The following is a 24,552-nucleotide window of genomic DNA, read 5'->3' as shown; positions in this document are numbered from 1 at the left end:
CCTTGGCGGCAGAATGCCTGGCGCGGCGGCGTGATGATGTTCACTTGAGATGATCTGGCGTCTATTGGGGCTGCCTTGCAGCCCTTCGCGGGTAAACCCGCTCCCACAGGTACAGCGTGAACTCCGCGCTGCGGGAGCCGGGTTACCCGCGAAGGGGCGCAAAGCGGCCCCAACTACTTAGGTGAACAGCATTGCGCCATGGCGGCGAGCCAGGGCCATGTTCGTTCACCCGCCTGTGGTAGATTCTCGCTCCCGATACCGATCCGCTCGTACAGGATAATCATGCTGATCGAGACACCACGCCTGAGGCTGCGCCCCTGGCAAGCACAGGATGTAGCTCCCTTCGCCATCGCCAACGCCGACCCTGAAGTCCGGCGCTACTACTACCCTGCAATCCTCGCGGCGGATGAGACCGCGGCGATGATCGCCGAATGCGAGGAGCATTTGCAGGCGCATGGTTTCGGCTTCGTGGCCGTCGAACGCAAGGCCGACGGCCAGCTCGTTGGCGGCGTCGGGCTGTCCCTGGCGGGGGACGAGATACCCGGCGGCCCGCATGTCGAGATCGGCTGGATCCTGGCGCGTGAGCACTGGCGGCAGGGCTATGCATTCGAAGCGGCGAGTGCTTGCCTGCAGTACGCCTGGTCGACGCTCATGCTGCCCGAAGTCATCGGCTATACCTCCGCCATCAACCAACCTTCACGGGCACTGATGGAGAAGCTCGGCATGCGCTCGGATCCTGCCGAGGACTTTGCCGATGCAACGGTCCCACTGGGTAATCCGTTGCGACCTCATGTGCTTTATCGCATCGCACGACCTTCCTGAGCCTGGTCAATGCCGAACGATCATGACGGACTGGCCGCATGGAGCTAACCTTGCAACCGTAAGCTGACTATTAAAAAGGGCAGTATGTATCCGGCACTGTCCAGGGTTTCCTGGTTGGGGCGATTGGAGCCTGTATGAAGCGCTTGACGATGGCATTGGCCGCCAGCCTGCTGCTGGCCGGTTGCGCGCATGACCCTGATATCCGCGCGGGTCATGACAACACGTTCGGCATGACCGCCAAGAGTCCTCCCGACTACCTTGACTGCGTGAAAGCCGAGCTTCCCGCGTCCACCATCACCTACGTGGTGCAGAATCAGGGCGCCTTGGAACTGTTCGTCGCCAGCACCGACCCGAACAAGGCGGACGGACTGGTCAAGGTCCATGGGGCCGATGGCCAGCAGCGTTTCTCGGCCTATCAGCGCGACGCCTGGTACGACAAAGGCCGCCTGCTCGATGCGGCGCAGGTGTGTGCACGGGCCTGATCGAGCTTCTCGGCATCGCTGTGGGGCGGATTCGTTCGCCCCGCAGTGGGCAAGCGCCTCATCCGTCGTTACAGTAAGCGTTTGCGCGCAAAGGGATGTGACGCATGCTGACGGGCTTCAATCATCTGACCCTGGCTGTATCCGAGCTGCCCCGCAGCATCGAATTCTATCAGCGCACGCTTGGCTTCAAGCTTGCCGCGAGCTGGGCCCGGGGCGCCTACCTGAGCCTGGGTGACCTCTGGCTGTGCCTGTCGCTCGACCAGGTTTGCACGGCCGAGCGTGACTACACGCACTATGCGTTCTCCATCGCGCCAGCGAACTTCGCCCCATTCGCCCGATCCTTGCGAGAGCAAGGGGTCCGGTTGTGGAAACAGGACAGTAGCGAAGGCGAGTCGCTGTACTTCCTCGACCCGGACGGCCATCAGCTCGAAGCGCATGTCGGCGATCTGCGCTCCAGGCTTGCCGCGTGCAGGGCGCAGCCTTACGCGGGCATGGTGTTCTTCGACTGAGGCCTTTGCTTCGATACCGCGCAAGAAAGCGGATGCGCCCGGTCGGCGCGATGGGTACAGTGCGCTGACCCTCTCGATCTACCGGAGCCTGCCATGTCCTGCGCCTTCACCTTGATGCAATCGCCTGTCGGCACGCTGACCCTGGTGGCGCGTGGCGAGCGGCTGGCCGCCGTGCTGTGGGAGCACGAGCGGGAAAACCGGGTGCGCCTCGGCGAGCTGTATCGCGACGACCACCACGGCGTGCTGCGTGACACCGCGCGCCAGCTGGGCGAGTACTTCGCCGGGCAGCGGCGGCGCTTCGGGCTGGATCTGGACTTCGCCGGCACCGCGTTCCAGCGTCAGGTCTGGGCGGCGCTGCTGACCATCCCTTTCGGCGAAACCCGCAGCTACAGCGATATCGCCCGGCAGATCGGCAACCCCGACGCGGTGCGGGCGGTAGGCGCCGCCAATGGGCGCAACCCGATCTCGATCATTGCGCCTTGCCACCGGGTAATCGGCGCCTCGGGCAGCCTCACCGGTTTTGCCGGAGGGCTGCCGGCCAAGCAGTTCCTGCTTGCCCTGGAAGGGCGCCAGAGCCTGGCGCTGGCGTTCTGAGCAACGCCTCAGCCAAGCCAGGCGAGCAGACCGACCAGCGCCAGCGCCAGCAGGCTGCCGACGAAGAAGCTGTAATGTCGGCGCGCACGCCGGGCATGTTCCTCCACCTCCCGCAGGTACTGGCCCGGCGGCGGGGCATCCGGGCGATGGCGCAGGCCTTCGGCGATATCGGCCAGGCGGCCGCGAATCAACAGACCCAGCAGGTAGTAGCTGCTTGCATAGCTGGCCAGTGTCAGCAACAGGTATTTCATGCCGCCCGTTCCTTGGCGTGAGTGCGAGCGCCGAGGATACTATCGGCTTGCTCGTCCGCACCAGCCGCGCGGCGCGTGTTTCATGGACGCGGCCAGGTATCGGGCTGGGCCCGCTATCGAGATGCCTGCTTCGTGGGTGAACCCGTTCCCCCAGGGGCGAAGCGCTGGCGGAACCAGTCGCCGAGCATGGCTTTTTCCGCATACAGCCGGTCGCTGCTGCCTTGGCGGCCGGGGCGGCTGAGGTACATCTTGTCGCTGACGCGCTCCTGAGCCTGGCGTACCGGCTGATCGGGCTGGCTCAGGGTGTAGCTGAGGTCGATGCTGGGCCAGGTGATGTCACGCAGATAGCGAACATCGTAGGCACGGCTGTGCCACGGCTCGAAGCGTCCGGCCAGGTCGATGTCGCGGATGTCGATCACCAGTTGCTGGTCGGGCCGCAAGTAGCGTTGGCCGAGACGCTGCAGGTGCTCGGTGAGGGCCTTCAGTACTTGCGCATCGGCGCCTTGCTCATAGCCACGGTTGTCGAGGCTGGCATCGCGGAATCGTTCCGGGTGGTCGAAGCGCACCTCGACCTGTGAGGTCGGGGCGCCCTGTGCCATGCTGTCGAATGCCAGCGCCATCAGCAGGGTACAGGCCAGGGTGGTACGCATGATGCACCTCCGGATGCGGACGGCTTGCCTGCCCATTTTACGCCGCTGTAGCAATAGAAGCAGGAGCGATGCAATGAGTGCGTTTCGCTGCGTGACTGCCAACGCGCATGGGCGCGACCTGGCCGTGGGCGATATTCACGGACACTTCCGGCGTTTGCGTGATTGCCTGGACCGGGTGGCCTTCGACCCGGAGGTGGACCGGCTGTTCAGCGTCGGCGACCTGGTCGACCGCGGGCCAGATAGCGAGCAGGCCCTGGAGTGGCTGGCACAGCCCTGGTTCCATGCCGTGCAGGGGAACCACGAAGCCCTGGCGATCAGCCACCTGCGTGGCGGACGCGTCGACCTGGAGATGTATCGCGCGGCGGGCGGTGGCTGGTTCCTCGATCGGCCTGCACATGAGCAGGTGGTCTTCGTCGAGGCATTCCTGCAAATGCCGATTGCCTTGCAGGTCGAGACGCCCGCAGGTTTGGTGGGGGTGTTGCATGCCGACAGCCCGTTCGACGATTGGCGGCAGTTGCGCCACAGCCTGGAGAGGCACGACGATCCAGCCGTGCGCGAGGTGTGCCAATGGTCGCGACGGCGACTGAAGGAGGGAGACAAGCAACCCGTGGACGGCCTGCGCGCCCTGCTGGTCGGCCATACCCCGGTGCTCGAGGTGAAGGTGCTGGGCAATGTCTGGCATCTGGATACCGGGGGCTGGAGCCGTGGTGTCTTCAGCCTGCTCGATCTGGCCAGCCTGACGCTGCTCGAGCCCAGCCCCGGTGCATGAGCTCGCCATCGATGGGCCGCGCCAGCAACTTGCGCCGTTTGTTCAAGCCGGCTTGCCGCAAGGGCCGCGAAACTGAGCGCTCCCTCAGCAACGGAGCCGGTCATGCGCATCCTCTACGCCCCCTGTTTCTTCTTCGGTTTCATCGCCACGGCCTTGTGGCTGGTACACCTTGGCGCCAGCGTCATCTGGCTGCTGCCGCTGCTCGGGGTGGCCATCCTGCTGTCGTTCTGCTGCGAGGCCTTGTACCCCTACAAGGGCGCCTGGGGCGAAGCAGGCGGGGAGGGTGGGCGCGACTGCTGGCACGCCCTGGTCAATGAAACCCTGAACATCGTCAGTATCGCCGCCATCCCTCTGCTCGTTGGCGGATTGCCCAGCGTCGGGCTTTGGCCCAGTCACTGGCCGATACTGTGGCAACTGTTGCTGGCCTTGCCGCTGGCCGACCTGGGCGTGACCCTGGTGCACTATGCCAGTCACCGCAGCGCGCTGCTCTGGCGGCTGCACGCGGTGCATCACAGCGTGACCCGGCTGTATGGATTCAACGGTTTGATGAAACACCCGCTGCACCAGCTCGCCGAGGCCCTGGGCGGGGTCGTGCCGCTGGTGCTGCTGGGTTTGCCGCAGGATGTCGCCGCGCTGCTGGCTTTCAGCATCTCGATCCAGCTGCTGCTGCAGCACAGCAATGTCGACATGCGCATCGGCTGGCTGCGCCATGTCTTCGCCTGGGCGCCGGTCCATCGCCTGCATCACCTGAAGTACGGCACCACGGGCGATGTCAATTTCGCCTTGTTCTTCCCCCTGTGGGACCGTCTGCTCGGCACCGCGCTGTACCTGCCCGGCTATGCGTTGGCCGACGACGACATGGGCATCGGCGATCGTCCGGACTATCCGCAAGGCTACCTCGCCCAGTTGCGCGAACCGTTTCGCGACAACGGGGCCGCGCAGGCGCCGGCCGTGTTGCCGCCCGCGCTGCGCGAAGCGCTAGGCGACGGGGCGTGAACGTAGGTGGCGCAGGGCGTCGCTGGCGCGGATGCCGAACTGCTGGCGCAGGCTACGCGACAGGTGCGCCGAGTCGGCGAAGCCGGCGGCCATCGCCGCCTCGGTCAGCGAGTCGCCGGTCAATGCCCGTTGCAGGGCCAGGCGCAGGCGTTGCCACAGCACCAGCCGGCGTACCGACAACCCCAGGCTGCCACTGAACAGGCGCTCCAGCTGGCTGAGCGAGAGGCTGGCTTCACGGGCCAGGGCTGCGGCGGGCAAGGTCTGTTCGTCCATCGCCCGGATGCGCGCCAGCGCCTTGGCCAGCCTTGGATCGAGCACGCGCCGAGGGCAGTCGCGCAGCAGCCCGGCCAGGTGCTCGGCGTTTCCTGCGGCCAAGCGACACAGCGAGGCCAGGGTCTCCAGGGAGAACGCCAGCGGTTCGGCGAACAGCGTGATGCAGGGCGTTTCATGGCTGATTACCGCATGCGCCTGCAGCGATGCGATCGCCAGCAACGGGCCTTGCTGGCGGCAGCCTTCGATCTCCACGCACAGTTCACCCTCCCGGGCGATCAGCACCTGGTGGGCGTAATGGGCGTGTTCGCGGGTACGCCCCGGCGTGCCGAGCAGCAGGCCGTGATCCTCGGCCAGCCAGAGCTCGCCCAGCCAGGTGGTGTCGGGTCGTTCGGTCATGGATAGGCTCGTCTCGGGCGTGAGTGGATAACCGTGCAAAGCCGATTATGCTTCAAATGACCTTGCAGCGATCCGAGGCGGTGCCTCGCCGTGCTTCGCGCAACCGTAAAGCCCAGGGGCCTGGGTGCGTGCGTTCGCGACTGATAGGGATACTCCGGCCCTCTGACAACCAGACGGAGGCGACCCATGGCGGTCCTCGACAGCGCATCCTCGGGCAGTAGCGCGCCCCAACGCGGTATCACCCGGGAGGAGCGCAAGGTCATCTTCGCCTCGTCCCTGGGCACGGTGTTCGAATGGTACGACTTCTATCTCTACGGCTCGCTGGCGGCGATCATCGCCAAGCACTTCTTCGCCGGGGTCAATGAAACCACAGCCTTCATCTTCGCCCTGCTGGCCTTCGCCGCAGGCTTTGCCGTGCGGCCGTTCGGCGCCATCGTGTTCGGCCGCCTGGGCGACATGATCGGGCGCAAGTACACCTTTCTCATCACCATCGTGATCATGGGCCTGTCCACCGCGGTGGTGGGCATCCTGCCTGGTTACGCGGCCATCGGCGTGGCGGCGCCGATCATCCTCATCACCTTGCGCTTGTTGCAGGGCCTGGCGCTGGGCGGCGAGTACGGTGGCGCGGCCACCTATGTCGCCGAGCATGCGCCGAAGGGACGGCGTGGCTTCTTCACCGCCTGGATCCAGACCACCGCTACCCTTGGCCTGTTCCTGTCGCTGCTGGTGATCCTCGCCTGCCGCACCGCCATGGGCACCGAGGCGTTCGAGGACTGGGGCTGGCGCCTGCCGTTCCTGCTGTCGATCCTGCTGCTGGCGATCTCGGTGTATATCCGTCTGCAATTGAACGAGTCGCCGGTGTTCATGAAGATGAAGGCCGAAGGCAAGGCGTCGAAGGCGCCGCTGACCGAGTCGTTCGCCCGCTGGGACAACCTCAAGGTGGTGATCATGTCGCTGCTCGGTGGCACCGCCGGCCAGGCGGTGGTGTGGTACACCGGGCAGTTCTACGCGCTGTTCTTCCTGCTGCAGACGCTCAAGATCGACCCGCAGACCGCCAACCTGCTGATCGCCGGTTCGCTGTTGATCGGCACGCCGTTCTTCATCCTGTTCGGCAGCCTGTCCGACCGCATCGGCCGCAAACCGATCATCATGGCCGGCTGCATCATCGCCGCGCTGACCTACTTCCCGATCTTCAAGGGCTTGACCGAGTACGGCAACCCGGACGTGTTCGTCGCCCAGGAGCAGAACCCGGTGGTGGTGATCGCCGATCCGGCGCAGTGCGCGTTCCAGTTCGACCCGGTGGGCAAGGCGCGCTTCACCAGCTCGTGCGACATTGCCAAGAGCCTGCTGGCCAAGCGCGCGATTCCCTACGAGAACCAGGCCGCCGAGCCCGGCACGGTGGCCCAGGTGCGGATCGGCGAACGGCTGTTGCCGAGCTTTGACGGCAGCAGCCTGGCGGCCGCGGACTTCAAGGCGCAGAACGACGCCTTCACCGCCACCCTGGGCGGCGCGCTGAAAGAGGCGGGGTATCCGGAGAAGGCCGACCCGGCGAAGATCCACTACCCCATGGTGTTGCTGTTGCTGACCATCCTGGTGATCTACGTGACCATGGTCTACGGGCCGATCGCCGCCTGGCTGGTGGAGCTGTTCCCGGCGCGCATCCGCTACACCTCGATGTCGCTGCCGTACCACATCGGCAACGGCTGGTTCGGTGGCTTCCTGCCGACGGTGGCATTCGCCATGGTGGCGGCGACCGGCGATATCTACTACGGGCTGTGGTACCCGATCGTGATCGCGGTGATGACGGCGGTGCTGGGTATCTTCTTCCTGCCGGAGACCAAGGACCGGGATATCAACCACGCCTGAGCGCGGGCGCATCTGCCCGAATGTGGGAGCGGGTTTTTCGGGGCGCCGAACCGCCGCGAAGCAGCCTGCGCGGAGCCTGGCACCGGCTGCGCCGGTGTTCGCGGCTGAAGCCGCTTGTGTCTTGAGGTGGGATTAGAATCTGGAGTGAGAGCGGTGAATGGCAAGAGCTGAATGCCGCAGGTGCCTTGAGCACGCGTGGGAGCACAAGCTGCCATTCACCGTTCCACTTTGGCGAGAGCCCGAACAGTTGGATGCGGCTCTGATCTCGAATCACAAGCGTGGGCCAAGCCAAAGTCCTCTCACTGTGTTGAGTTTAGGAGGTTTTGGTGATGGCTTCCTTCTTGGGTATCGATGTATCCAGTATCTCGCTCGATGCTGCGGTGCGGCCCCAGGGCATCAAACTGCATATCAGCAATGATCCGAGAGGCTTTGAGGTGCTACTGAAGAGCCTTCGCAAGCTCAGTATCAAGCGCGTCCTGCTAGAGGCAACGGGTGGCTACGAGCGAGATGTCATGCGTTTTCTACAGGACGCTGGCTACAAGGTCATACGCGTCAATCCCAGGCGGGCCAGGTCATTCGCTGACTCTTTGGGCATCAAGGCCAAGACCGACGCCATCGACGCCGAAGTTCTGGCGCACTATGCCGAAGTCATTCCAGATCAACCCTCTCTGCGAGTCAGCCCAGAACGAGCGCTTCTGCGAGAGCTGCTTCAGCAACGTGATCGGTTGGTTCAACAACGAGATGACGACCTGCGACGCCTGAAGCAGGTGCAATCGACTGCAGTCGCTAACTACCTGAATGCCAACCTGAAGCACTTCAAGACGCAGATCAAACTGGTTGAGTGCGAGATCGAACAGCAAACCGCGATGCTGAACGACGAACGGGTTGCCCAGCTGATCACAGTGAAAGGCATTGGGATGGTGACAGCGGGCAAATTAATAGCGCTGCTGCCGGAGCTAGGTCGGGTTGAATCCAGAGAAATTGCCTCCCTGGTCGGGGTCGCGCCCTTCAACCACGACAGCGGGAAGTCCGTGGGCAAGCGTTCTATCTCTGGTGGGCGATTTGCGGTCAGGCGATCGCTGTACATGGCATGCATTGTGGCGATGAAGTACAACCCAGCACTCAAGGCGCGTTATGAGTCACTGCGCGAGCGGGGGAAGCTTCCCAAGGTTGCTATCGTGGCCTGCATGAGGACTTTCATCGTACGGCTAAATGCCATGCTCAGAACGGGCACATCATGGCGCGACCTGGTGCTGCCGCAACCTGAAAGTACAACGTAAATCCAGAACGCTGCGCGATCAGCGTGGAAGCGGGTTTGCCCGCGAAGCCAACACCGTGGTGGATGGCACGGGCTTCGCCCGTGTTCGCGGGCAAGCCCGCTCCCACAGGGATCGCGCCAGATTCTAAAAATTGCGTAAGACAGTTGCTCCCACAGGACACGCGCCGACTTCGAGCCATGCACCGATCGGCGCCAGCGTGAGGAATCTGAGCGACCGCGCCTGCCTCGAACAGTCGCGTTCAGTCGAAATAGCCTCGCAGGCTATAGCGATAACCCGTATCGACCTGCACCCCGGCCCCGCGGCGGTGGGTCTTGTTGAGCACGAACTCGAATGCCGGCTCGTACAGCCCGTCGCGCACCAGCGCCCCGGCCAGCACTTCGACGTCATACCAGCCGTTGTCCAGTTCGATGATGGGCCGCCCCGGCTCCTGGTAGCGCGCCAGCAGGTCGCCCAGGGTCTTGTTGGTGAAGTGCTGCAGGACGCGCCAGGTGAACAGCATCAGCGCACGGTTCTCGACCCGCAGCACATACCCCGGACGGCGATGCTTCAGGCGGCTGCCAGGCTCGAGCAGGGCCGGGGTGCTTTGGTCAAGGGTGAACAGGATGCGATAGGGCAGGTTGTCGATGCCGGCCAGGGGCAGGATCACGCCTTCGCGCACGGCCTGGTCGCCACTGTCGCCGCTGGTGAACGCCCGGGCCAGGTCGTCGGGCAGGTCGTGCTGTTCCTTGAAGCTTTCCAGCAGTTGAATGTCGCCGAGCAGGAAGTAGTCGATCAGGTCATTGAGGACTTCGCTGAATTCGTAGCGCATGGGTTGTCCTTGTTCTGGCTGCGCTTGAGGAAGTCAGCAATGTAGCGGATGGCTGTCGGGCTGTCTTCAGTGCCGCTGGGCGATCTGGATCAGGTTGCCGCAGGTGTCGTCGAACACCGCCACGGTGACCGGGCCCATGGCGGTGGGGGGCTGGGTGAAGCGCACGCCGGCGGCGCACAGGCGGGTGTATTCGGCCTGTATGTCGCGTACTCCGAAGGAAGTGGCGGGAATGCCATCCTGCTTGAGGGCTGCCTTGTAGGTCTTCGCGGCGGGGTGGACATCGGGTTCGAGCAGCAGCTCGACGCCGTTGGGGTCGTTGGGCGAGGTGAAGGTGAGCCAGCGGTGCTGGCCCATGGGGATGTCATGCTTGGGCTCGAAACCCAGGACATGATGGTAGAAAGCCTGAGCCTTGGCCTGGTCGTCGACGAGGATGCTGGTGACCACGATCTTCATGGGCGCACACCTGATTGGAGTGGTGTAACAGCAAGTAAAGACGTTTCGCAGGGTTTGACCAGGGAGGCGTCGTAGCCCTTCGGTACTTGCCCCCCCGCAGATTAATCGTCACCGAAGTAGTCGGCCATTTCCTGGGCGTCCAGTTCCTGGGCGTAGGCCTGCTCGACAAACCCGGCGATCGCATTCGCGCGTCGCCGGGCAATGACGGGAAGCAGGTTGGCCAACAGGCTATGCGCGAGCAGGCGCAGCCGCTTGCGCTCCACGCGCTGCTGAATCTGCCATAGCCGTTCACGACGCGGCCCGGGGAAATCGACCCCTAGCTTGTGGTCGATGGTCAAGTCCAGCTCCCGACGACGTACCAAGGTGTCGTCCCCATCACCGGCCACATCGGCTTGCCGTTGGTACAGCGCCACGACTGCGATTTCATACTCTCGCTGGCTAAGTTTGCGGCCATGGCGCGGTGGGCTTGTCATGGTCTGTCAGCGATCGGGAAGGTTGCCAAAGACCGCTCTGGAGACACCCGCGCCGAACGCCTGGCTGACGATATCCGGATCGGCAAGTATCAGGCGTTCGTCCACCGAAACGCCGTAGACCTGCTCATATTGCCTGGGGGTCAATGCATTGGCCGCCTCGTCCTGGAACGTCAGGGTCATGCGATTGATCTGCTCCACCAACTGTGCAGGCTCGACGTTCTGCAAGCGTTGTTCGTGATCGAGCGAGAAGAGCATGGTTTCGACATGGAACTTCGCATCGATCAGCCCCTGCCGAGACGTCTCAGACAGCTTGAGCGGCGGCAGGTGATCCAGCAGCCGATCGAACGCTCGCATGTTGAAATCCAAGGCATCCTGCGGGGTAGTGATTTTGTCTTGCATGCGGCGGTAGAACGCCTTGTTCGATCGTACCAGTGCTTTCTCGCTTGGCAGGGCTGCGGGCTCGGGGACCAGCGTGCTGCTCATTAGGCGAGGTTTCTCCACGCACTCCGGGATATCACCCGTCACATCGTCGTGTCGGTCGAAAGTGCCTCGGCCATAGGTGCCATAGATCGAGACCGACAGCGCATAGCCTCGCGCTCCGGAGACCAGAATGTTAGCTGCGGTGAGAATGCGGTTGGCGGCCTGGTGGCAGACACCGTCGATGAGGTAGCGCCTGATGCCCGCGCGGCCATCGGGTCCGGCGATCATGTCCGCCCGGCGAGTACTGCCGCTGCCTTGGTTGAATGCGGTACCACCTGTCTTGCCGCCCCAACACCCCCAGGCCTTGCCGCCCGTACCACATTCCACGTAAGTGTGGTCGGCCGCCTTGAGGAAAAGCTTGGTGGGATATTTTTTCGCTACGAGTGTGCCCATGGTGCTTCCGTCCTTGTTGCGCAGGGTTGTCGATGGGTTGCTGCAAAGCGTGAGGTGATGCCACTTCGGTATAGGGTAGTACTGGCCAAATGCAAGTGCCGCACGCAGTCCCCCGATTCGGGGAACCGGAGTGGGGCATGCGCCCCAGTTCGTGTGGAGTTGAATCGTAAGGCATTGAAAGTAATTGAATTATTTTTGGCATAAGGCTTGCTCATCTCCTCGCAGAGTCCCTGCGCCCATCGGAGGTGCCCCATGTCGAACCCGCGCAAAGGTCCGGTCCTGTCCATGCTTTTGCTGGCCTTGCTCGGCTGGCAGGTCACCAGCGAGGCGGCCGTGCAGTGCCAGCGCACGCTGGTGGCCAATGTGGTGGCGCTGGACCAGCCGCTGATGTTCAACCGCCTTGGCGCGCAGAACGCCAACGGCATGATGTTCGCCTTGCGCAACGACGTGGTGGACGAGCACCTGGTGCCCCTGGGCAAGGGCGGCGCGGCCGTGCCGGGCAAGGTCACCCTGCGCCCGGACAAGCGTCCGCGGCCGATCGTGCTGCGGGTGGCGGCCGGTGACTGCCTGACCGTCAACCTCAACAACCTGCTGGCCTACCAGGCCAATCCCAACAAGCACGGCATCGACCACGAGGAAAACGAGGTCGAAGGCGAGGAGCAGGAAGGCCCCGAGGTCGAGAACGAAGGCAACGACGATTTCGTCGCCGACGAACAGGTCAGCGATCGCCACGTCGGCTTCCAGGTCAATGGCCTGCAGGCGGTGAACAGCATCGCCGACATCGCCGCCAATACCGGGCGCAACGGCAATTTCCTGGTCGCCCCGGGTGGGACTCGCAGCTACACCTTGTACGCCGAGCGCGAAGGCGCCTTCGCCGTCACCAGCCAGGGCGCCACCTTCGGCGGGCAGGGCGGGGCCGGCAACGTCGCCAACGGCTTGTTCGGCCAGGTGGTGGTGGTGCCCAAGGCCGGGCGCACCTACCGCAACACCTTGACCGAGGAAGAAATGCGCCTGGCGACCACCGGACGCACCGCCACCGGCCAGCCGGTGATCGACTACGAGGCGCGCTACCCCAACGTGCAACCATGGATCGCCGAGGGCAAGGCCGGCAAGCCGATCATCGCCATGGTCGATGGCAACGAGATCCTCAACAGCGAGACCGATGCCATCGTCATGGGCCCCAACCCCGACGGCAGTTTCCCCAAGTCCACCTACCCGCTGGAAAGCGTCGGCAAGCGCAACCCGGCGTTGCCCAACCGGCTGGAGGCGTTTCGCGACTTCGCCTCGCAGTTCGCCGATGAAGTGGCCGCCACCCAGGCATTCCCCGGCTATTGGGCGGACCCGGTGATGGGCCACGTGCTGGAGCCGACCCGTGATTCGTTCATGATCAACTACGGCTCCGGTGGCATGGGCGCCGAGGTGGTGGCCAACCGGCTGGGCGTCGGGCCGATGCATGACTGCCTGTCGTGCGCCTATGAAGAGTTCTTCCTCAGCGCGCACACGGTAGGCGATATCGGCACCCTGGTGGACATTCCGGCCAACGTCGGGCTGGAGAACATCCGCCCGGGCGAGACGCCACCGGCCAGCGCCACCGGCGTCAAGGCGACCATGGCGCTGTATCCGGCCGAGCCGGCCAACGTGCACCACAGCTACATCGGCGACTTCACCAAGTTCCGCAATACCCATAATGGCCATGAGCAGCACATCTTCCACCTGCACGGTCATCAGTGGCTGTTCAACCCCAACGACGACAACTCCGACTATATCGACGCCCAGGGCATCGGTCCGGGGGTCGGCTACACCTACGAAATCGCCAACGGCGGTTCGGGCAACCGCAACCGCGTGGCGGGCGACGCCATCTACCACTGCCATTTCTATCCACACTTCGCCCAAGGCATGTGGGCCATGTGGCGGGTACACGACGTATTCGAGCCGGGGACGCGCCTGGCCGTCAGCGGCGAGGGCGAGAACGGCTTCCACAGCACGCCGTTCGCCCTGCGCAGCGGCAAGCCCGCCCAGGGTGCGCGCGCCCTGCCTGACGGCGAGATCGTCGCCGGGACGCCGATCCCGGCCATCGTGCCGCTGCCCGGCAAGGCCATGGCGCCGATGCCGGGCAAGGTCACCGTGGTGCCCAAGTTGGGCGAGACACTGATCGCCGGGCATGACGATGACGACGAAGAGCAGCAGGGCGATGATCACGCCGATGAACCCGGCACCCCGCGCGCCGTCGGTTCGCTTGCCCTGGTCGATCGCAGCGAGGCCAACCGCAACGCCGACGGCACCTTGAAGAACCCTGGCTATCCATTCTGGATCGGCGGTATGGAAAGCAGTGTCGGCCAGCGTCCGCCGACGCCACCACTGGACATGCTCGACCCGGCGCTGGCCCGCCAGCTCAAGGACAGTGGCAAGGCGCTGTGGGCCAACCTCGACCCCAACCAGGTCGATGGCTGGGACGGTGGCCTGGGTCGCCACGCGCTCGATGGTGTGTCCGCGGGCGGCGAGGCGGTGACCACCACCACCCGGCTCGATTTCTCCAAGGTGGTGCACAAGGCCAAGCCGATCTACCTGCCTGAAGAGGGTACCGAGGTCGAACAGGCCGCCATGCAGTTTCACGCCAAGGCCGAGCACCAAAGCTTCGCCCTGATCCCGGGCGGCCAGCCGGTGGCCAAGGCGTTTCGCACCAATGGCGCGTTGCCGACGGCGGGCGCGCCGTACTATGAGCCGTGCATGGATGACCGGGGCAAGCGCCTGACCCAGAGTTCCGGGGTGGGCGAGTTCGCCAGCGGCGAAAGCCTGACCGGCATGAGCTTCCGTGGCGCGTCCACCTTCACCGCCGATCGCCCGCGCATCTACAAGGCCGCCAACATCCAGTTCGACGCGGTGTACAACAAGGTTGGCTACCACTTCCCGCAGGCCCGCATCCTGGCCCTGTGGGAGGACGCCTGGCCGGTGATCACCAAGCAGCGCCCGCCAGAGCCGCTGGTGATGCGCATGAACACCTTCGACTGCACCCAGTACGCACAGACCAACCTGATCCCCTCGTTCTACGAGATGGACGACTACCAGGTGCGTACCCCGACCGACGTGATCGGCCAGCATATCCACCTGCCCAAGTGGGACCTGACCGCCGCCGACGGCTCGGCCAACGGCTGGAACTACGAGGACGGCGTGCTCTCGCCCGGCAGCGTGGTCGAGCGCGTGCATGCGATCCGTAGCTTCAACGGCTGCACCGAGGGCGACGCCCGCGACGGCACCGCCGCCTGCCCGAAAGCCAGGCAGCATCCGTACTTCGGGCGTTTCGGTCGGGCCGACTGGCTGGGCGCGCGCACGGCCATGCAGCGCTGGTTCGCCGACCCGCTGGTGAACGTGCATAACGTCGACCGTGGCCTGGGCACCATCTTCACCCATGATCACCTTGGCCCGTCGACTCACCAGCAACTGGGGCTGTATGCCACCGTGCTGGCCGAGCCTGCCGGTTCCAGCTGGTACCACGCCGAAACCGGCGAGCAGCTGTACAACCCCGCCACTCGCCAGGATGGCGGCCCGACCTCGTGGCAGGCGGTGATCCAGACCGGCGACCACGATGGCGACGGCAGGAACGACAGCTACCGCGAGTTCTTCCTCGAGTACAGCGACTTCCAGCACGCCTATGAAGCCGGCGTGTACGTGGGCGCCGGGCCCAACGGTGTGCCGGATGGCCAGGCCTATCCGGCCAGCGCCGACAGCTTCCGCTATGCCATCAACCCACCGGTACGGCAGAAAGCCTCGACGCTGCTCGAGGCGGTGGTCGAGTCCCGTGGTGGGCTTAATCCGGGTTGCCCGAGCCGGCCGTGCCCGCAGGCGATCTCGGTGGATGACCCTGGCATGTTCGTCGTCAACTACCGCAACGAACCGCTGGCCCTGCGCGTGTTCGACCCGAACAAGGTCGGCCCGGACGGCAAGCGCGGCATGCAGGCCGACGGCCTCGGCGGCGACCTGGCCTATGCCATGCAGAGCCGTACCGACCGCGCCATCCCGGCAATGAACCTGGCGCCCTCGGCGATCACCCAGGCCACCGGTCCCACTGGCGGCACCACGCTGTTCCCGCCGCACGTCAACAAAGGCACGGAGCCGGGCGATCCGTTCACGCCGATGCTGCGCACCTATTCCGGCGACAACGTGCGCCTGCGCATGCATGCCGGCGGCCACGAAGAGGAGCACAACGTCACCTTGCACGGCGTCAAGTGGCTGCAGAACGGCTCGGGCTTCGGCAACAGCTCCAACTCGGGATGGAAGTCGTCGCAGATGGTCGGCATCTCCGAGCAGCTCGGCTTCATGGCGCCGGTGTCGATGATCTCCAGCTCCGCCGCCACCAATGGTGACTACCTGTACTCGCTGGACGCCGCGCTGGAAGGCTACTGGAACGGCATCTGGGGCATCATGCGCAACTACACCGCCCAGCGCGCCGACCTGTTCGCCCTGCCGAACAATCCGCAGCCGGTGGCCATGCGCAACACCGTCAACTTCGATGGCATCTGCCCGAAAACCACGGCCAATGCCAATGGCATCGGCACTCGGCCAACGGTCAAGCGCAGCTACGAGATCGTCGCGGCCCTGGCCAACGACATCCTCGAGAACCGCCATGGCGTCAGCATCAACGACCCGGCCGGCATCGGCCAGCACGTAGGCGGCGCGCTCAAGGCCAATGGCGGCACCCTGGTGTTCAACAGCCGTAAGGTCGATATCCCCATGGCCACGGTCACCGACGAGGAAGATGGCGCGACCTTCACCGTCGGCGGCCACAGTTCGCCGTTGCACGACCCGACCGCGGTGCTTTATGTGCGCAAGGCCGACCTCGATGCCAGCACCGGCAAGCTCAAGGCCGGGGTGCCGGTCGAGCCCCTGGTGCTGCGGGCCAACGCCGGCGACTGCATCAGCATCACCCTGGAGAACCGCTTGCCGCTGGTGATGCCGGACCTGCCCAGCACGGCGGTGATGCAGAACGTGGTCAAGCGCGACCGCGCGGGCAGCGAAGGTTCCACGGCGTTCAACAACAACCTGATGCGTCCGTCCAGCCATGTCGGCCTGCATGCGCAACTGCTGGCCTACGACATCACCAAGTCGGACGGCGTCAACGTCGGCCTCAACCCGGTGCAGACCGTGCCACCGCGCGCCGGTGGCAGCGGCGCCTACCCGAACAAGGTGTACCAGTACTACGCCGGGCACCTGGAGCGCGAAGGCAAGCCGGTGCTGCAACTGGGGCGCACGGTGGACAACATCAACACCACCGCCATCGAGTTCGGTGGCCTGAACCTGACCCCGGCGGATGTCATCAAGCAGCCGCAGAAAGGCCTGGTCGGCGCCATGAGCGTGCTACCGCAAAGTGCCACCTGGACCGAGGACGTCGCCAGTCGTGCCCAGGCCACGGTGAAGGTCAGCGGCCAGCCCGACTACCGCGACTTCGTGACCGTGTGGCAGCGCTCGCTGAACATGCGCTGGGCCGATGGCCGTCCGGTGGAAGGCATCGCCACCGAAGGCAACGGCGTGCCCGGTGATCCGAAGGACAACGGCAACATGGCCATGAACTACAAGACCGAGCCGCTGTGGCTGCGCTTCGGCCTGGCGCCGGATGCGCCGTTCGGTCATGCCGACGGCTTCGGCTTCGCCGATGTGCCCAACGCGCACATGGCCTACAGCAACGCCCTGGTCGGTGGCGATCCGCAGACCCCGGTGCTTTGGGCCAAGCCAGGGCAGCCAGCGCGCAGCCACGTGCTGATGCCCAGTGGGGGGAGTCGCGGTATCACCTACCAGCTGGACGGACACCTGTGGCCGCTGCACAACTACCAGGCCGAGAAGAACGATGTGGACGGTTACCCCATGGGGCTGCCGGGCATCGGTTCGGTGCGCTTTGGCTATAACCCGATGGCGATGTACGTGGGGGCACAGGAGAGCGTGCTGCCGGCGGCGCACTTCAGCTTCATGCTGCCCAGTGCCGGTGGGGCCAATGCGGTGCCGGGGGATTATCTGTTCCGCGACTATGCGGCGTACGGCAATGCTTCGGGGTTGTGGGGGATTCTGCGGGTGACCAATGAGGCGCCGCCGGCCACGGCACCGGCGCAGTGAGGGCGCCTGGTGGCCTGGCTTGGGAGTGGGGGAGGCCACCAGGTGTTTGGCGACAGGGATGCAGCGCCTATCAGATCGAGCGCCGCCCGCGCGGCGCATCGCGACGCAAGGCCGCTCCTACATTTGTTGCAACGTGCCGAACCTGTGAGGCCATGGTTGCCCGCCTTGGTGCATGCCTCAAGTCAGGCGAGGCGCCAGCAGTGCCCACCTTGATACCGCGTCGTACCAACAAGGCGGACCAGGTAATGGCACAGGAGAGACTGGCCCGAAACAAATGTAGGAGCGGCCTTGCGTCGCGATGCGCCGCGCGGGCGGCGCTCGATCTCACAGGCGCAGCACAACCATCACCCAGCGCCTGGCCGCCCTGACGCGGTCACCCATACCACGCTGGTCTGGGCGGCGCATCAGGATTGTGGGGCGCAAAGCGCCCCCGGCTTTGGGGCAGCCTCCCCAATTTTCTCGGGTTGTTCATCCAACCCTATGATTTAAAACGATACTTTTCATGGCATAGCGCTTGCTTTCACCCTCCAAAGACCCTTGAACCCAGTGGAGGTGCAGCATGATCATCCCCCCCGAAGGCGCCGCCCCGTGCGCACAGACCCTGGCCAGCGGAGCGCGGGCATGAACCGCGCACTGCGCCCGGCCTACCTCGGGCTGCTGCTGGGCGCGGCGTTGATCGGCCTGGGCGTCGCCTACGAAAAGCTCTGGTGCGACCCGCGCGAGCTGCTCGAACAGCCGACCGATCCGCAAGCCCTGCACACCCTCAGCCGCGACGGCGTCACCATCGAGTTCGAGGCCCTCCCCATGAACGGCGGCGAACTGCGCGAGGGCGACTTCGCCACGATCCGCTTCAAGGTCCGCGACCAGGCCAGCGGCCAGCCGCTGTCGGGCATGGCCCCCGGCGCCTGGCTGGACCCGGCGCAAGCAGCGCCGGATGGCGATCGCGACAGCAGCTGCAAGGCACGGGTGGCGCTGTTTCTCAAGAGCAGCATCGGCGCCCGGCCACTGTTGGACCTCAACAGCTACTTCCTGCTGGTGCTGAACAAGGACGCCAGCCTGACGGTGATCGACCCGACGGTGTCGGTGGGCGGCATCACCAGCACCCTGGCGCGCATCGAGCTGCCGGGGCGGCCCATGGACTGGGTGGCCACGGGCGATGACAAGCAGGTGTTCGTGTCCATGCCCGAACGCAACCAGGTGGCACTCATCGACACCGAGACCTTCACCCGCGTGGCCACGCTGGATGCCGGCGAGCAACCGTTGCGGGTCGCCCTGCAGCCCGACCAGCGTCAGCTGTGGGTGGGCAACAACAGCAGCGACCCGGCCAAGGGCGGGGTGAGCGTGATCGACGTGCCCAGCCGCACGCTGCTCAAGTCGTTCGTCACCGGCTCAGGCCATCACGAGATCGCCTTCAGCGCCGATTCGCGCCACGCCTTCGTCAGCAACCGCGATGCCGGCACCCTGAGCGTGATCGACATCGCCCAGATGCGCCTGGTGAAGACCCTCGAGGTCGGCCCGCACCCATTGTCGGTGGCCTACTCGGCGCTTTCCCAGGCGGTGTACGTGGTCGATGGCCAGGAGGGCACGGTACGGGTGATCGATGCCCGTAGCCACCTGCCACGGCACACGGTCCAGGCCGAGCCGGGCCTGGGGCCGATGGGTTTCAGCGGCGATGGCCGCTATGGCGTGGTGCTCAACACCCTGGAGAACCAGGCGCTGGTGATCGATGCCAGCAACGACCAGCTGATCCATCGCATCCCGGTGGCCGCCGAGCCTTATCAGCTGACCTTCACCAAGGCCTATGCCTATGTACGTGGCTTGGCCTCGCCGAAGGTCAGCATGATCAACCTGGCAAGCCTGGGGCAGGGGCAGGGGCCCATCGTCCAGGGCTTCGAGGCCGGCCCTGCGGCGCCGCGCCAGGCGGGCGACCTGCCACTGGCCCAGGGTTTGAGCGTGGCACGCGACGACAACTCGGTGTTCGTGGTCAACCCGGTGGACAACACCACGTACTTCTACGCCGAGGGCATGAACGCGCCGATGTCCGGCTACAACAACCGCGGCCACCAGGCCCGGGCGGCCCGGGTCATCGACCGCAGCCTGCGCGAAGTGGCGCCAGGGGTGTACGGCTCGACGGTGAAACTGCCGGCGGCCGGCACCTTCGATGTGGCGTTCCTGCTCAACCAGCCGCAGATCATCCACTGTTTCAGCACCCAGGTGGCGGCGTTGCCCCAAGCGAACCTGCGCAAGCGCGTGCACGCCGAGTTCCTCGGCACCGACCAGCCGTTGCCGCAGCTCGGCCCCTACAGGGTTCGCGTGCGCATTCTCGGCGAGGACGGCAGGCCGCGAGCAGGGCTGGGCGACCTGAGTCTGCGCTACTTCCTGGCACCTTCCTCGCTGCCGCGCAGCGTGCCGTTGGTGGAAGTGGCGCCAGGGCTGTACCAGGCACCGCTGGAGCTGGCAGAGGCCGGCGCCTGGTACCTGCACCTGCAGTCGCCCAGCCTTGGGCGCGGTTTCAGCGAAGAAAACTACACCAGTCTGCGCGTCCTGCCGGCCGCCGCGACGCCCACCGCTTCCCAAGGGGAACCCAGGAGTGTGCGATGAACCCTCTTCATGGCCCAACACTGCTTGGCCTGAGCCTGATGCTGGCCAGCCAGCTCGTCCTCGCCCACGCCGGCCACGATCATGGCGCCAAGCCCGAGCAGCCGCCCGCCGCGCGACAGGAAAAGGCCAGCGTGCGTTTCGTCGATGTGTCGCTGCTCGATCAGGACGGCATGCCGGTGCGCCTGGAACAAGACCTGGTGGGTGACCATCTGGTGGTGATGGGCTTCATCTACACCAGTTGCACCACAGTGTGCCCGGTGGTCTCGTCGATCATGAGCAAGGTCCAGCAGCAGCTGGGCGGGAGGGTTGGCGAGGAGGTGCGCCTGGTGTCGATCAGCGTCGACCCGCAGCGCGACGACTCCAGACGCCTGGCCGGCTACGCCCGTGCGTTCCAGCATGGGCCGGGCTGGAGCTGGCTGACCGGTTCCCCGTACGCCATCAGCGAGACGCTCAAGGGGCTGGGCAGTTTCAGTGCCAATCTCGCCGAACACCCGCCGCTGATCCTGGTCGGTGACGGGCGCACTGGGCACTGGACCCGCTACTACGGCTTCACCGACCCCAACGTGCTGGTCAGCGAGATCAACCGCCTGAGCGCACGCCGGGTGCATGCCAAGAGCACGGCCATCGCCGGCCAGGAGGTGCGGCCATGAGCGCGCGCACTTCTCGCCACGGCGGCATGCGCGGCCTTGACTGGCTGGTGCTGGGTGGCTGTCTGTGGATCCTGGCGTCGGTGGCGCTCGCCCACGAAGGGCACGCGCCAGCGCCGCGGCCGGCGCCGCAACCGATGCTCAGCGGTGGCGGTACCCGCGATGCGCAGACCTGGTTCACCGACACCGTGCTCAAGGACCAGGACGGTCGCGAGCTGCGTTTCTACAGCGATGTGCTCAAGGACCGGGTGGTGATGCTCAACGTCATCTTCACCCACTGCAACGACGCCTGTCCGCTGATCACCCGCAAGCTGCGCGAAGTGCGTGAGGCCATGGGGCCGGAGCTGGCGGCGCAGGTGACGTTCGTCTCGGTGAGCAGCGACCCGTTGAACGACACGCCCGAAGTGCTCAAGGCGTTTGCGCGCAAGCAGGGCGTGGATGGCCCGAACTGGCTGTTCCTGACCGGCGACAAGGCCAGCGTCGACCTGGTGCTCGGGCGTCTGGGGCAGTTCCTGCCCAGCCCCGAGCAACATTCCACGCAGCTGATTGCCGGTGACGTGGCGGGCAAGCGCTGGAGCAAGATCCGTCCGGACGCGCCGCCTGCGGCGATCGCCCAGCGCATGCAGTTGCTAACCCAGCCGCTGGCCGGGCGGTGAGCGCCATGGACCGTTGCCCTGGCTTGCGTGGGAGCGGGTGCTGGCTGGCTGGATGCCTGGCACTGCTGATCAGCACCTCGACGTCGGCCCTTGAACTGAACGAACAGGAGCTTGCCGGCAAACGCCTCTACCGCGAAGGCCTCTCCAGCAGCGACGCCCAGTTGCTGGCACGGGTGGGGCCTGGCGACATGAGCGTCCCGGCCAGCGTGCTGCCGTGCGCCAGCTGCCACGGCAACGATGGCCGTGGTCGCAGCGAAGGCGGGGTGCGCCCACCGAACCTGGACTGGCAGCGCCTGGCCCTCGGATCGGCTGAGCGTGAGAGCAACAGCCGACGTTACCCGGCCTACACCGATGCCAGCCTGGCGCGGGTCATCCGCAGTGGCATCGACCCTGCCGGCAATCGCCTGGACCCGGCCATGCCACGCTTCGACCTTAGTCTGGCCGACCAGCGCAACCTGGTCGCCTATCTCAAGCGCCTGGGCGAGGACCGCGATCCGGGTGTGGAGGAGGGCACGCTGCGCCTGGGCACCCTGTTGCCGGAACAAGGCCCGCTGGCCGAGGCTGGGCGCACGGTGCGGGCGGTGCTCGAAGATGGCATCGAGCAACTGAATCGGCAGGGCGGGATCCATGGGCGACGCCTGCAACTGATCACGCAGGATCCGGGCGTCGATCCGACAAGCACCGCGCAGGCGCTGGACAACCTGATACGGCGGGAGCGGATCTTTGCGCTGATCGCACCGCTGGCTCCGCTGCTCGACAGCCGGTTGCTGGAACAGGCGGGGCTGCCACTGATCGGCGCCACGCCGCGCGATGGTGGCAATGCGCAGGTGTTCGATCCCTTGCCGGGTGTGCCCGAGCAATTGCTCAGCGTGGCGCTGCACGCCCGTGACGCCCTCGGCCTGGCACCTGGTGCCCTGCGGGTGGTGCATGCCGGCGAAGACCAGGCCGAGGTGGCGCAGGGGGTGACTCGGCGCTTGCGCCAACTGGGCTTTGTCGTCGCACCTGCTCAAGCCTTCACCGGGCAGGCCCCGGAGGGTGAGGGCATCGTCTACGTCGGGCGCGCCCAGGCATTCGCCGAGCTGGCCTCCAACCTGCAGGCGGCCGGGCGTCATCCCTACCTGCTTGCCGTGTCGGGGCAGGTGGCCAGCGCCGTGCCGGGGTTGGCGCCGGCGTGGTCGAATCGGGTGTTGCTGGCCTATCCCTTCGTGCCCGGCGACTGGACGGTGCAAGGGCGGGCGACCCTGGCCGGCGTGCAGCAGCGGCAAGGGCTCCAGGCGCGCCAGGCATCGTTGCAGGTCAGCACCCTGAGCGCCTGGCGTTTGCTGGTCGAGGCCTTGAAGCAGGTCGGCCGCGACGCCAGCAGGGAGCAGCTGATCGGTGCCCTCGAGCGGCTGCACGATGTCGACACTGGGCTGACGCCGTTGCTGGGCTTCGGCCCCGGGCGCCGCCAAGGCATGGCGGGCGCCCATGTGGTGGCGGTGAGCCTGCCGGGGCCGGGCTATACCGAGGTGGCGCCGTACCGCCCGGTACCGCAAAGCCCATGAGCCGCGTGAGTGCCAGCGATGCTTCGATGAGGGGAGAAGCCTGTCATGCGAATCCTGATTGTTTGCCTGTTGTCACTGCTTGCCCAGGCAAGCCACGCCGACACCCCGGTAGCCCGGGTCAATGGCGTGGAGATCGGCGTGCTGCGCCTGGAGCGTTACTTCACCGAATACCTCCAGGCCCAGGGCAGGGCCGTGGCCAGCATCCGCAATCCCAACCTGTACCGCAGCCTGCGCGAGCAAGCCCTCGATGAGCTTATCGACAAGGAACTGCTCTGGCAGGAAGCCCGACGCCAGGGCATCGATATCAGCGACGCGCAGGTGGTGGCGCGGGTCGGCGAGCTGGAAGCGGCGTTTGGCAGCCCTGCCGTATTCGAGCGCCGGCTGGGCGAGGCGGGTTTCGATCGGGCGAGCTTCGCTGACTACACTCGACATGAGATGGCGGCGCAACAGGTCTATGCCCGGCTGACCGAGGTCCAGGCGCCCAGCGAGGCCGAAGTGCTGGCCTTTCATCAGGCCAACCGAGAAAGACTGCGGGCAATGCAGAACCAAAGTGATAACACTTCTGTCTTACCTGAGACTGACCTGCAACTGGCCCGGGCTGCGCTCGTCGCGCAATTGCAGGCCCAGGCGCGTCAGTCGGTGCGCCAACGTTTGCGCGAATCCGCTACAGTGGAGCGCGCCGACTGACGGGCAGGGGCGTTCCCCACTGTTGGGGAATCGCGGCAGGGCACAATGCCATCAGCTTCCCCGCTTGTGGGGAACTCGACGCCGAAGCTGTCTGGGACTGTTTTAAAGATTCAAAGTTATCAATGACTTGAAAGCGGTGCGCAATGACTTTTCATGCCTGGCACGAAGCCTGCTCAAGCCTCTACAAGGCCGCACTTCGCAGACCGGGAAACCGGGCAGTTCATGGGAGTGGACCTTGGTGAACAGAGTATTGGTAGTCGATGACGAACAGACCCTTGCGCAGAACCTGCAAGCGTATCTGCAGGCGCAAGGCCTGGAGGTCCATCTCGCCCATGACGGTGCCAGTGGCATCGATCAGGCCGAGAGCCTGGCACCGGACGTGATCGTGCTGGATTACCGCTTGCCCGACATGGAGGGGTTTCAGGTCCTGGAGACCGTGCGCAGGAACAGGCCGTGCCATTTCGTGCTGATCACCGCCCACCCGACCGCCGAGGTCCGTGAGCGGGCCGCCGAGCTGGGCGTGACCCATGTCCTGTTCAAGCCGTTCCCGCTGATGGAACTGGCCCGCGCCGTCTTCGACCTGATGGGCATCGAGCGCCAGCGCAGGGCCACGGACACGCCAGCCGAAGGGTTCGTCGAACGACGCCAGAACAGGAACGAGTCGTTCCCCTTGCAGTTGTACGATGGCAGCTGGGTCCTGGCCGACCGCCGACGCAATGGCGCCAAGCCTCCCGGACCTGACGACGATCAACTGCTCACCGGGGAATAGCGGCGCCCGCGGCCTTCCCTGAAGCAGCCTGCGACGCGCCCCTGAGCGGAG

Annotated in this window: 22 protein-coding genes; 15 read left to right on the top strand and 7 right to left on the bottom strand. The window is 65.5% G+C overall.

Annotated features, from left to right (window positions below):
• Positions 1-282 precede the first annotated feature (282 nt).
• From ACYUME_RS14455 to ACYUME_RS14440, 4 genes are all read left to right on the top strand, one after another.
• The gene (locus ACYUME_RS14455; RefSeq protein ID WP_460415315.1) at positions 283-822 is read left to right on the top strand and encodes a GNAT family N-acetyltransferase; all 540 of its coding nucleotides are present in this window, start codon (positions 283-285) and stop codon (positions 820-822) included.
• 134 nt (positions 823-956) lie between these two features.
• Positions 957-1,304 carry a hypothetical protein gene (locus tag ACYUME_RS14450; RefSeq protein ID WP_279886115.1) on the top strand — a complete coding sequence of 116 codons (348 nt, stop codon included), beginning with the start codon at positions 957-959 and terminating at the stop codon, positions 1,302-1,304.
• Positions 1,305-1,408: 104 nt separating this feature from the next.
• Positions 1,409-1,813, top strand: coding sequence for a fosfomycin resistance glutathione transferase (gene fos, locus ACYUME_RS14445; RefSeq protein WP_460415314.1), 405 nt, complete (start codon positions 1,409-1,411; stop codon positions 1,811-1,813).
• Between the two features lie 93 nt (positions 1,814-1,906).
• Positions 1,907-2,407: a methylated-DNA--[protein]-cysteine S-methyltransferase gene (locus tag ACYUME_RS14440; protein WP_460415313.1), complete on the top strand. Its 501-nt coding sequence runs from the start codon at positions 1,907-1,909 to the stop codon at positions 2,405-2,407.
• Between the two features lie 8 nt (positions 2,408-2,415).
• Here ACYUME_RS14440 and ACYUME_RS14435 read toward each other — a convergent pair whose 3' ends face one another.
• On the bottom strand, positions 2,416-2,658 hold the full coding sequence (locus ACYUME_RS14435) for a hypothetical protein (protein ID WP_460415312.1): 243 nt from the start codon (positions 2,656-2,658) through the stop codon (positions 2,416-2,418).
• A 113-nt stretch (positions 2,659-2,771) separates the two neighbouring features.
• On the bottom strand, positions 2,772-3,308 hold the full coding sequence (locus ACYUME_RS14430) for a DUF3016 domain-containing protein (RefSeq protein ID WP_460415310.1): 537 nt from the start codon (positions 3,306-3,308) through the stop codon (positions 2,772-2,774).
• Between the two features lie 73 nt (positions 3,309-3,381).
• Between ACYUME_RS14430 and ACYUME_RS14425 the strand changes: the two genes are divergently transcribed.
• Together ACYUME_RS14425 and ACYUME_RS14420 are read left to right on the top strand one after the other, a co-directional pair.
• The gene (locus ACYUME_RS14425) at positions 3,382-4,077 is read left to right on the top strand and encodes a metallophosphoesterase (protein WP_460415308.1); all 696 of its coding nucleotides are present in this window, start codon (positions 3,382-3,384) and stop codon (positions 4,075-4,077) included.
• Between the two features lie 102 nt (positions 4,078-4,179).
• Positions 4,180-5,073 (top strand): sterol desaturase family protein, encoded by an 894-nt coding sequence (locus ACYUME_RS14420; RefSeq protein WP_460415307.1) that lies wholly within the window; start codon positions 4,180-4,182, stop codon positions 5,071-5,073.
• Here the strand turns inward: ACYUME_RS14420 and ACYUME_RS14415 are convergent.
• On the bottom strand, positions 5,056-5,742 hold the full coding sequence (locus tag ACYUME_RS14415) for a helix-turn-helix domain-containing protein (protein ID WP_460415305.1): 687 nt from the start codon (positions 5,740-5,742) through the stop codon (positions 5,056-5,058). The two genes, ACYUME_RS14420 and ACYUME_RS14415, sit on opposite strands and share 18 nt — an antisense overlap.
• A 186-nt stretch (positions 5,743-5,928) precedes the next feature.
• Between ACYUME_RS14415 and ACYUME_RS14410 the strand changes: the two genes are divergently transcribed.
• Both ACYUME_RS14410 and ACYUME_RS14405 read left to right on the top strand, forming a co-directional pair.
• Positions 5,929-7,608 (top strand): MFS transporter, encoded by a 1,680-nt coding sequence (locus ACYUME_RS14410; RefSeq protein ID WP_460415303.1) that lies wholly within the window; start codon positions 5,929-5,931, stop codon positions 7,606-7,608.
• Positions 7,609-7,937: 329 nt separating this feature from the next.
• Positions 7,938-8,888 (top strand): IS110 family transposase, encoded by a 951-nt coding sequence (locus tag ACYUME_RS14405; protein WP_460415301.1) that lies wholly within the window; start codon positions 7,938-7,940, stop codon positions 8,886-8,888.
• 238 nt (positions 8,889-9,126) lie between these two features.
• Here ACYUME_RS14405 and ACYUME_RS14400 read toward each other — a convergent pair whose 3' ends face one another.
• From ACYUME_RS14400 to ACYUME_RS14385, 4 genes are all read right to left on the bottom strand, one after another.
• Complete coding sequence (locus ACYUME_RS14400; RefSeq protein WP_460415299.1) at positions 9,127-9,696, bottom strand: hypothetical protein; 570 nt, start codon at positions 9,694-9,696, stop codon at positions 9,127-9,129.
• Positions 9,697-9,762: 66 nt separating this feature from the next.
• Positions 9,763-10,149: a VOC family protein gene (locus ACYUME_RS14395; protein WP_460415297.1), complete on the bottom strand. Its 387-nt coding sequence runs from the start codon at positions 10,147-10,149 to the stop codon at positions 9,763-9,765.
• 101 nt (positions 10,150-10,250) lie between these two features.
• On the bottom strand, positions 10,251-10,562 hold the full coding sequence (locus tag ACYUME_RS14390) for a hypothetical protein (RefSeq protein ID WP_460415295.1): 312 nt from the start codon (positions 10,560-10,562) through the stop codon (positions 10,251-10,253).
• 66 nt (positions 10,563-10,628) lie between these two features.
• The gene (locus ACYUME_RS14385) at positions 10,629-11,495 is read right to left on the bottom strand and encodes a hypothetical protein (protein WP_460415294.1); all 867 of its coding nucleotides are present in this window, start codon (positions 11,493-11,495) and stop codon (positions 10,629-10,631) included.
• A 252-nt stretch (positions 11,496-11,747) separates the two neighbouring features.
• Between ACYUME_RS14385 and mnxG the strand changes: the two genes are divergently transcribed.
• The 7 genes from mnxG to ACYUME_RS14350 all read left to right on the top strand — a co-directional run bounded on the left by mnxG (position 11,748) and on the right by ACYUME_RS14350 (position 24,501).
• Complete coding sequence (gene mnxG / locus ACYUME_RS14380; protein ID WP_460415292.1) at positions 11,748-17,597, top strand: manganese-oxidizing multicopper oxidase MnxG; 5,850 nt, start codon at positions 11,748-11,750, stop codon at positions 17,595-17,597.
• Between the two features lie 621 nt (positions 17,598-18,218).
• The gene (locus ACYUME_RS14375; protein ID WP_460415290.1) at positions 18,219-20,198 is read left to right on the top strand and encodes a cytochrome D1 domain-containing protein; all 1,980 of its coding nucleotides are present in this window, start codon (positions 18,219-18,221) and stop codon (positions 20,196-20,198) included.
• Positions 20,195-20,848 (top strand): SCO family protein, encoded by a 654-nt coding sequence (locus ACYUME_RS14370; RefSeq protein WP_460415288.1) that lies wholly within the window; start codon positions 20,195-20,197, stop codon positions 20,846-20,848. Before ACYUME_RS14375 ends, ACYUME_RS14370 begins: the two co-directional genes overlap by 4 nt.
• Positions 20,845-21,501: an SCO family protein gene (locus ACYUME_RS14365; RefSeq protein WP_460415287.1), complete on the top strand. Its 657-nt coding sequence runs from the start codon at positions 20,845-20,847 to the stop codon at positions 21,499-21,501. The genes ACYUME_RS14370 and ACYUME_RS14365 overlap by 4 nt, the downstream gene beginning before the upstream one ends.
• Positions 21,502-21,506: 5 nt before the next feature.
• A complete protein-coding gene (locus ACYUME_RS14360) occupies positions 21,507-23,045 on the top strand; it encodes a cytochrome c/ABC transporter substrate-binding protein (RefSeq protein WP_460415285.1) in 1,539 nt (512 codons plus the stop codon).
• A gap of 45 nt (positions 23,046-23,090) precedes the next feature.
• The gene (locus tag ACYUME_RS14355; protein WP_460415283.1) at positions 23,091-23,732 is read left to right on the top strand and encodes a SurA N-terminal domain-containing protein; all 642 of its coding nucleotides are present in this window, start codon (positions 23,091-23,093) and stop codon (positions 23,730-23,732) included.
• Positions 23,733-23,967: 235 nt separating this feature from the next.
• Positions 23,968-24,501: a response regulator gene (locus ACYUME_RS14350; RefSeq protein ID WP_460415281.1), complete on the top strand. Its 534-nt coding sequence runs from the start codon at positions 23,968-23,970 to the stop codon at positions 24,499-24,501.
• The last annotated feature ends 51 nt before the right edge of the window (positions 24,502-24,552 follow it).

This window comes from Pseudomonas sp. microsymbiont 2 (assembly GCF_054788395.1).
The sequence above is the reverse complement of the archived record's forward strand: the minus strand, read 5'-3'. Positions and strand labels throughout refer to the sequence as shown.

Coding starts and splice junctions, on each gene's coding strand:
- ACYUME_RS14455 (WP_460415315.1), top strand. CDS start 283: ATGCTGATCGAGACACCACGCCTGAGGCTGCGCCCCTGGCAAGCACAG.
- ACYUME_RS14450 (WP_279886115.1), top strand. CDS start 957: ATGAAGCGCTTGACGATGGCATTGGCCGCCAGCCTGCTGCTGGCCGGT.
- fos (WP_460415314.1), top strand. CDS start 1,409: ATGCTGACGGGCTTCAATCATCTGACCCTGGCTGTATCCGAGCTGCCC.
- ACYUME_RS14440 (WP_460415313.1), top strand. CDS start 1,907: ATGTCCTGCGCCTTCACCTTGATGCAATCGCCTGTCGGCACGCTGACC.
- ACYUME_RS14435 (WP_460415312.1), bottom strand. CDS start 2,658: ATGAAATACCTGTTGCTGACACTGGCCAGCTATGCAAGCAGCTACTAC.
- ACYUME_RS14430 (WP_460415310.1), bottom strand. CDS start 3,308: ATGCGTACCACCCTGGCCTGTACCCTGCTGATGGCGCTGGCATTCGAC.
- ACYUME_RS14425 (WP_460415308.1), top strand. CDS start 3,382: ATGAGTGCGTTTCGCTGCGTGACTGCCAACGCGCATGGGCGCGACCTG.
- ACYUME_RS14420 (WP_460415307.1), top strand. CDS start 4,180: ATGCGCATCCTCTACGCCCCCTGTTTCTTCTTCGGTTTCATCGCCACG.
- ACYUME_RS14415 (WP_460415305.1), bottom strand. CDS start 5,742: ATGACCGAACGACCCGACACCACCTGGCTGGGCGAGCTCTGGCTGGCC.
- ACYUME_RS14410 (WP_460415303.1), top strand. CDS start 5,929: ATGGCGGTCCTCGACAGCGCATCCTCGGGCAGTAGCGCGCCCCAACGC.
- ACYUME_RS14405 (WP_460415301.1), top strand. CDS start 7,938: ATGGCTTCCTTCTTGGGTATCGATGTATCCAGTATCTCGCTCGATGCT.
- ACYUME_RS14400 (WP_460415299.1), bottom strand. CDS start 9,696: ATGCGCTACGAATTCAGCGAAGTCCTCAATGACCTGATCGACTACTTC.
- ACYUME_RS14395 (WP_460415297.1), bottom strand. CDS start 10,149: ATGAAGATCGTGGTCACCAGCATCCTCGTCGACGACCAGGCCAAGGCT.
- ACYUME_RS14385 (WP_460415294.1), bottom strand. CDS start 11,495: ATGGGCACACTCGTAGCGAAAAAATATCCCACCAAGCTTTTCCTCAAG.
- mnxG (WP_460415292.1), top strand. CDS start 11,748: ATGTCGAACCCGCGCAAAGGTCCGGTCCTGTCCATGCTTTTGCTGGCC.
- ACYUME_RS14375 (WP_460415290.1), top strand. CDS start 18,219: ATGAACCGCGCACTGCGCCCGGCCTACCTCGGGCTGCTGCTGGGCGCG.
- ACYUME_RS14370 (WP_460415288.1), top strand. CDS start 20,195: ATGAACCCTCTTCATGGCCCAACACTGCTTGGCCTGAGCCTGATGCTG.
- ACYUME_RS14365 (WP_460415287.1), top strand. CDS start 20,845: ATGAGCGCGCGCACTTCTCGCCACGGCGGCATGCGCGGCCTTGACTGG.
- ACYUME_RS14360 (WP_460415285.1), top strand. CDS start 21,507: ATGGACCGTTGCCCTGGCTTGCGTGGGAGCGGGTGCTGGCTGGCTGGA.
- ACYUME_RS14355 (WP_460415283.1), top strand. CDS start 23,091: ATGCGAATCCTGATTGTTTGCCTGTTGTCACTGCTTGCCCAGGCAAGC.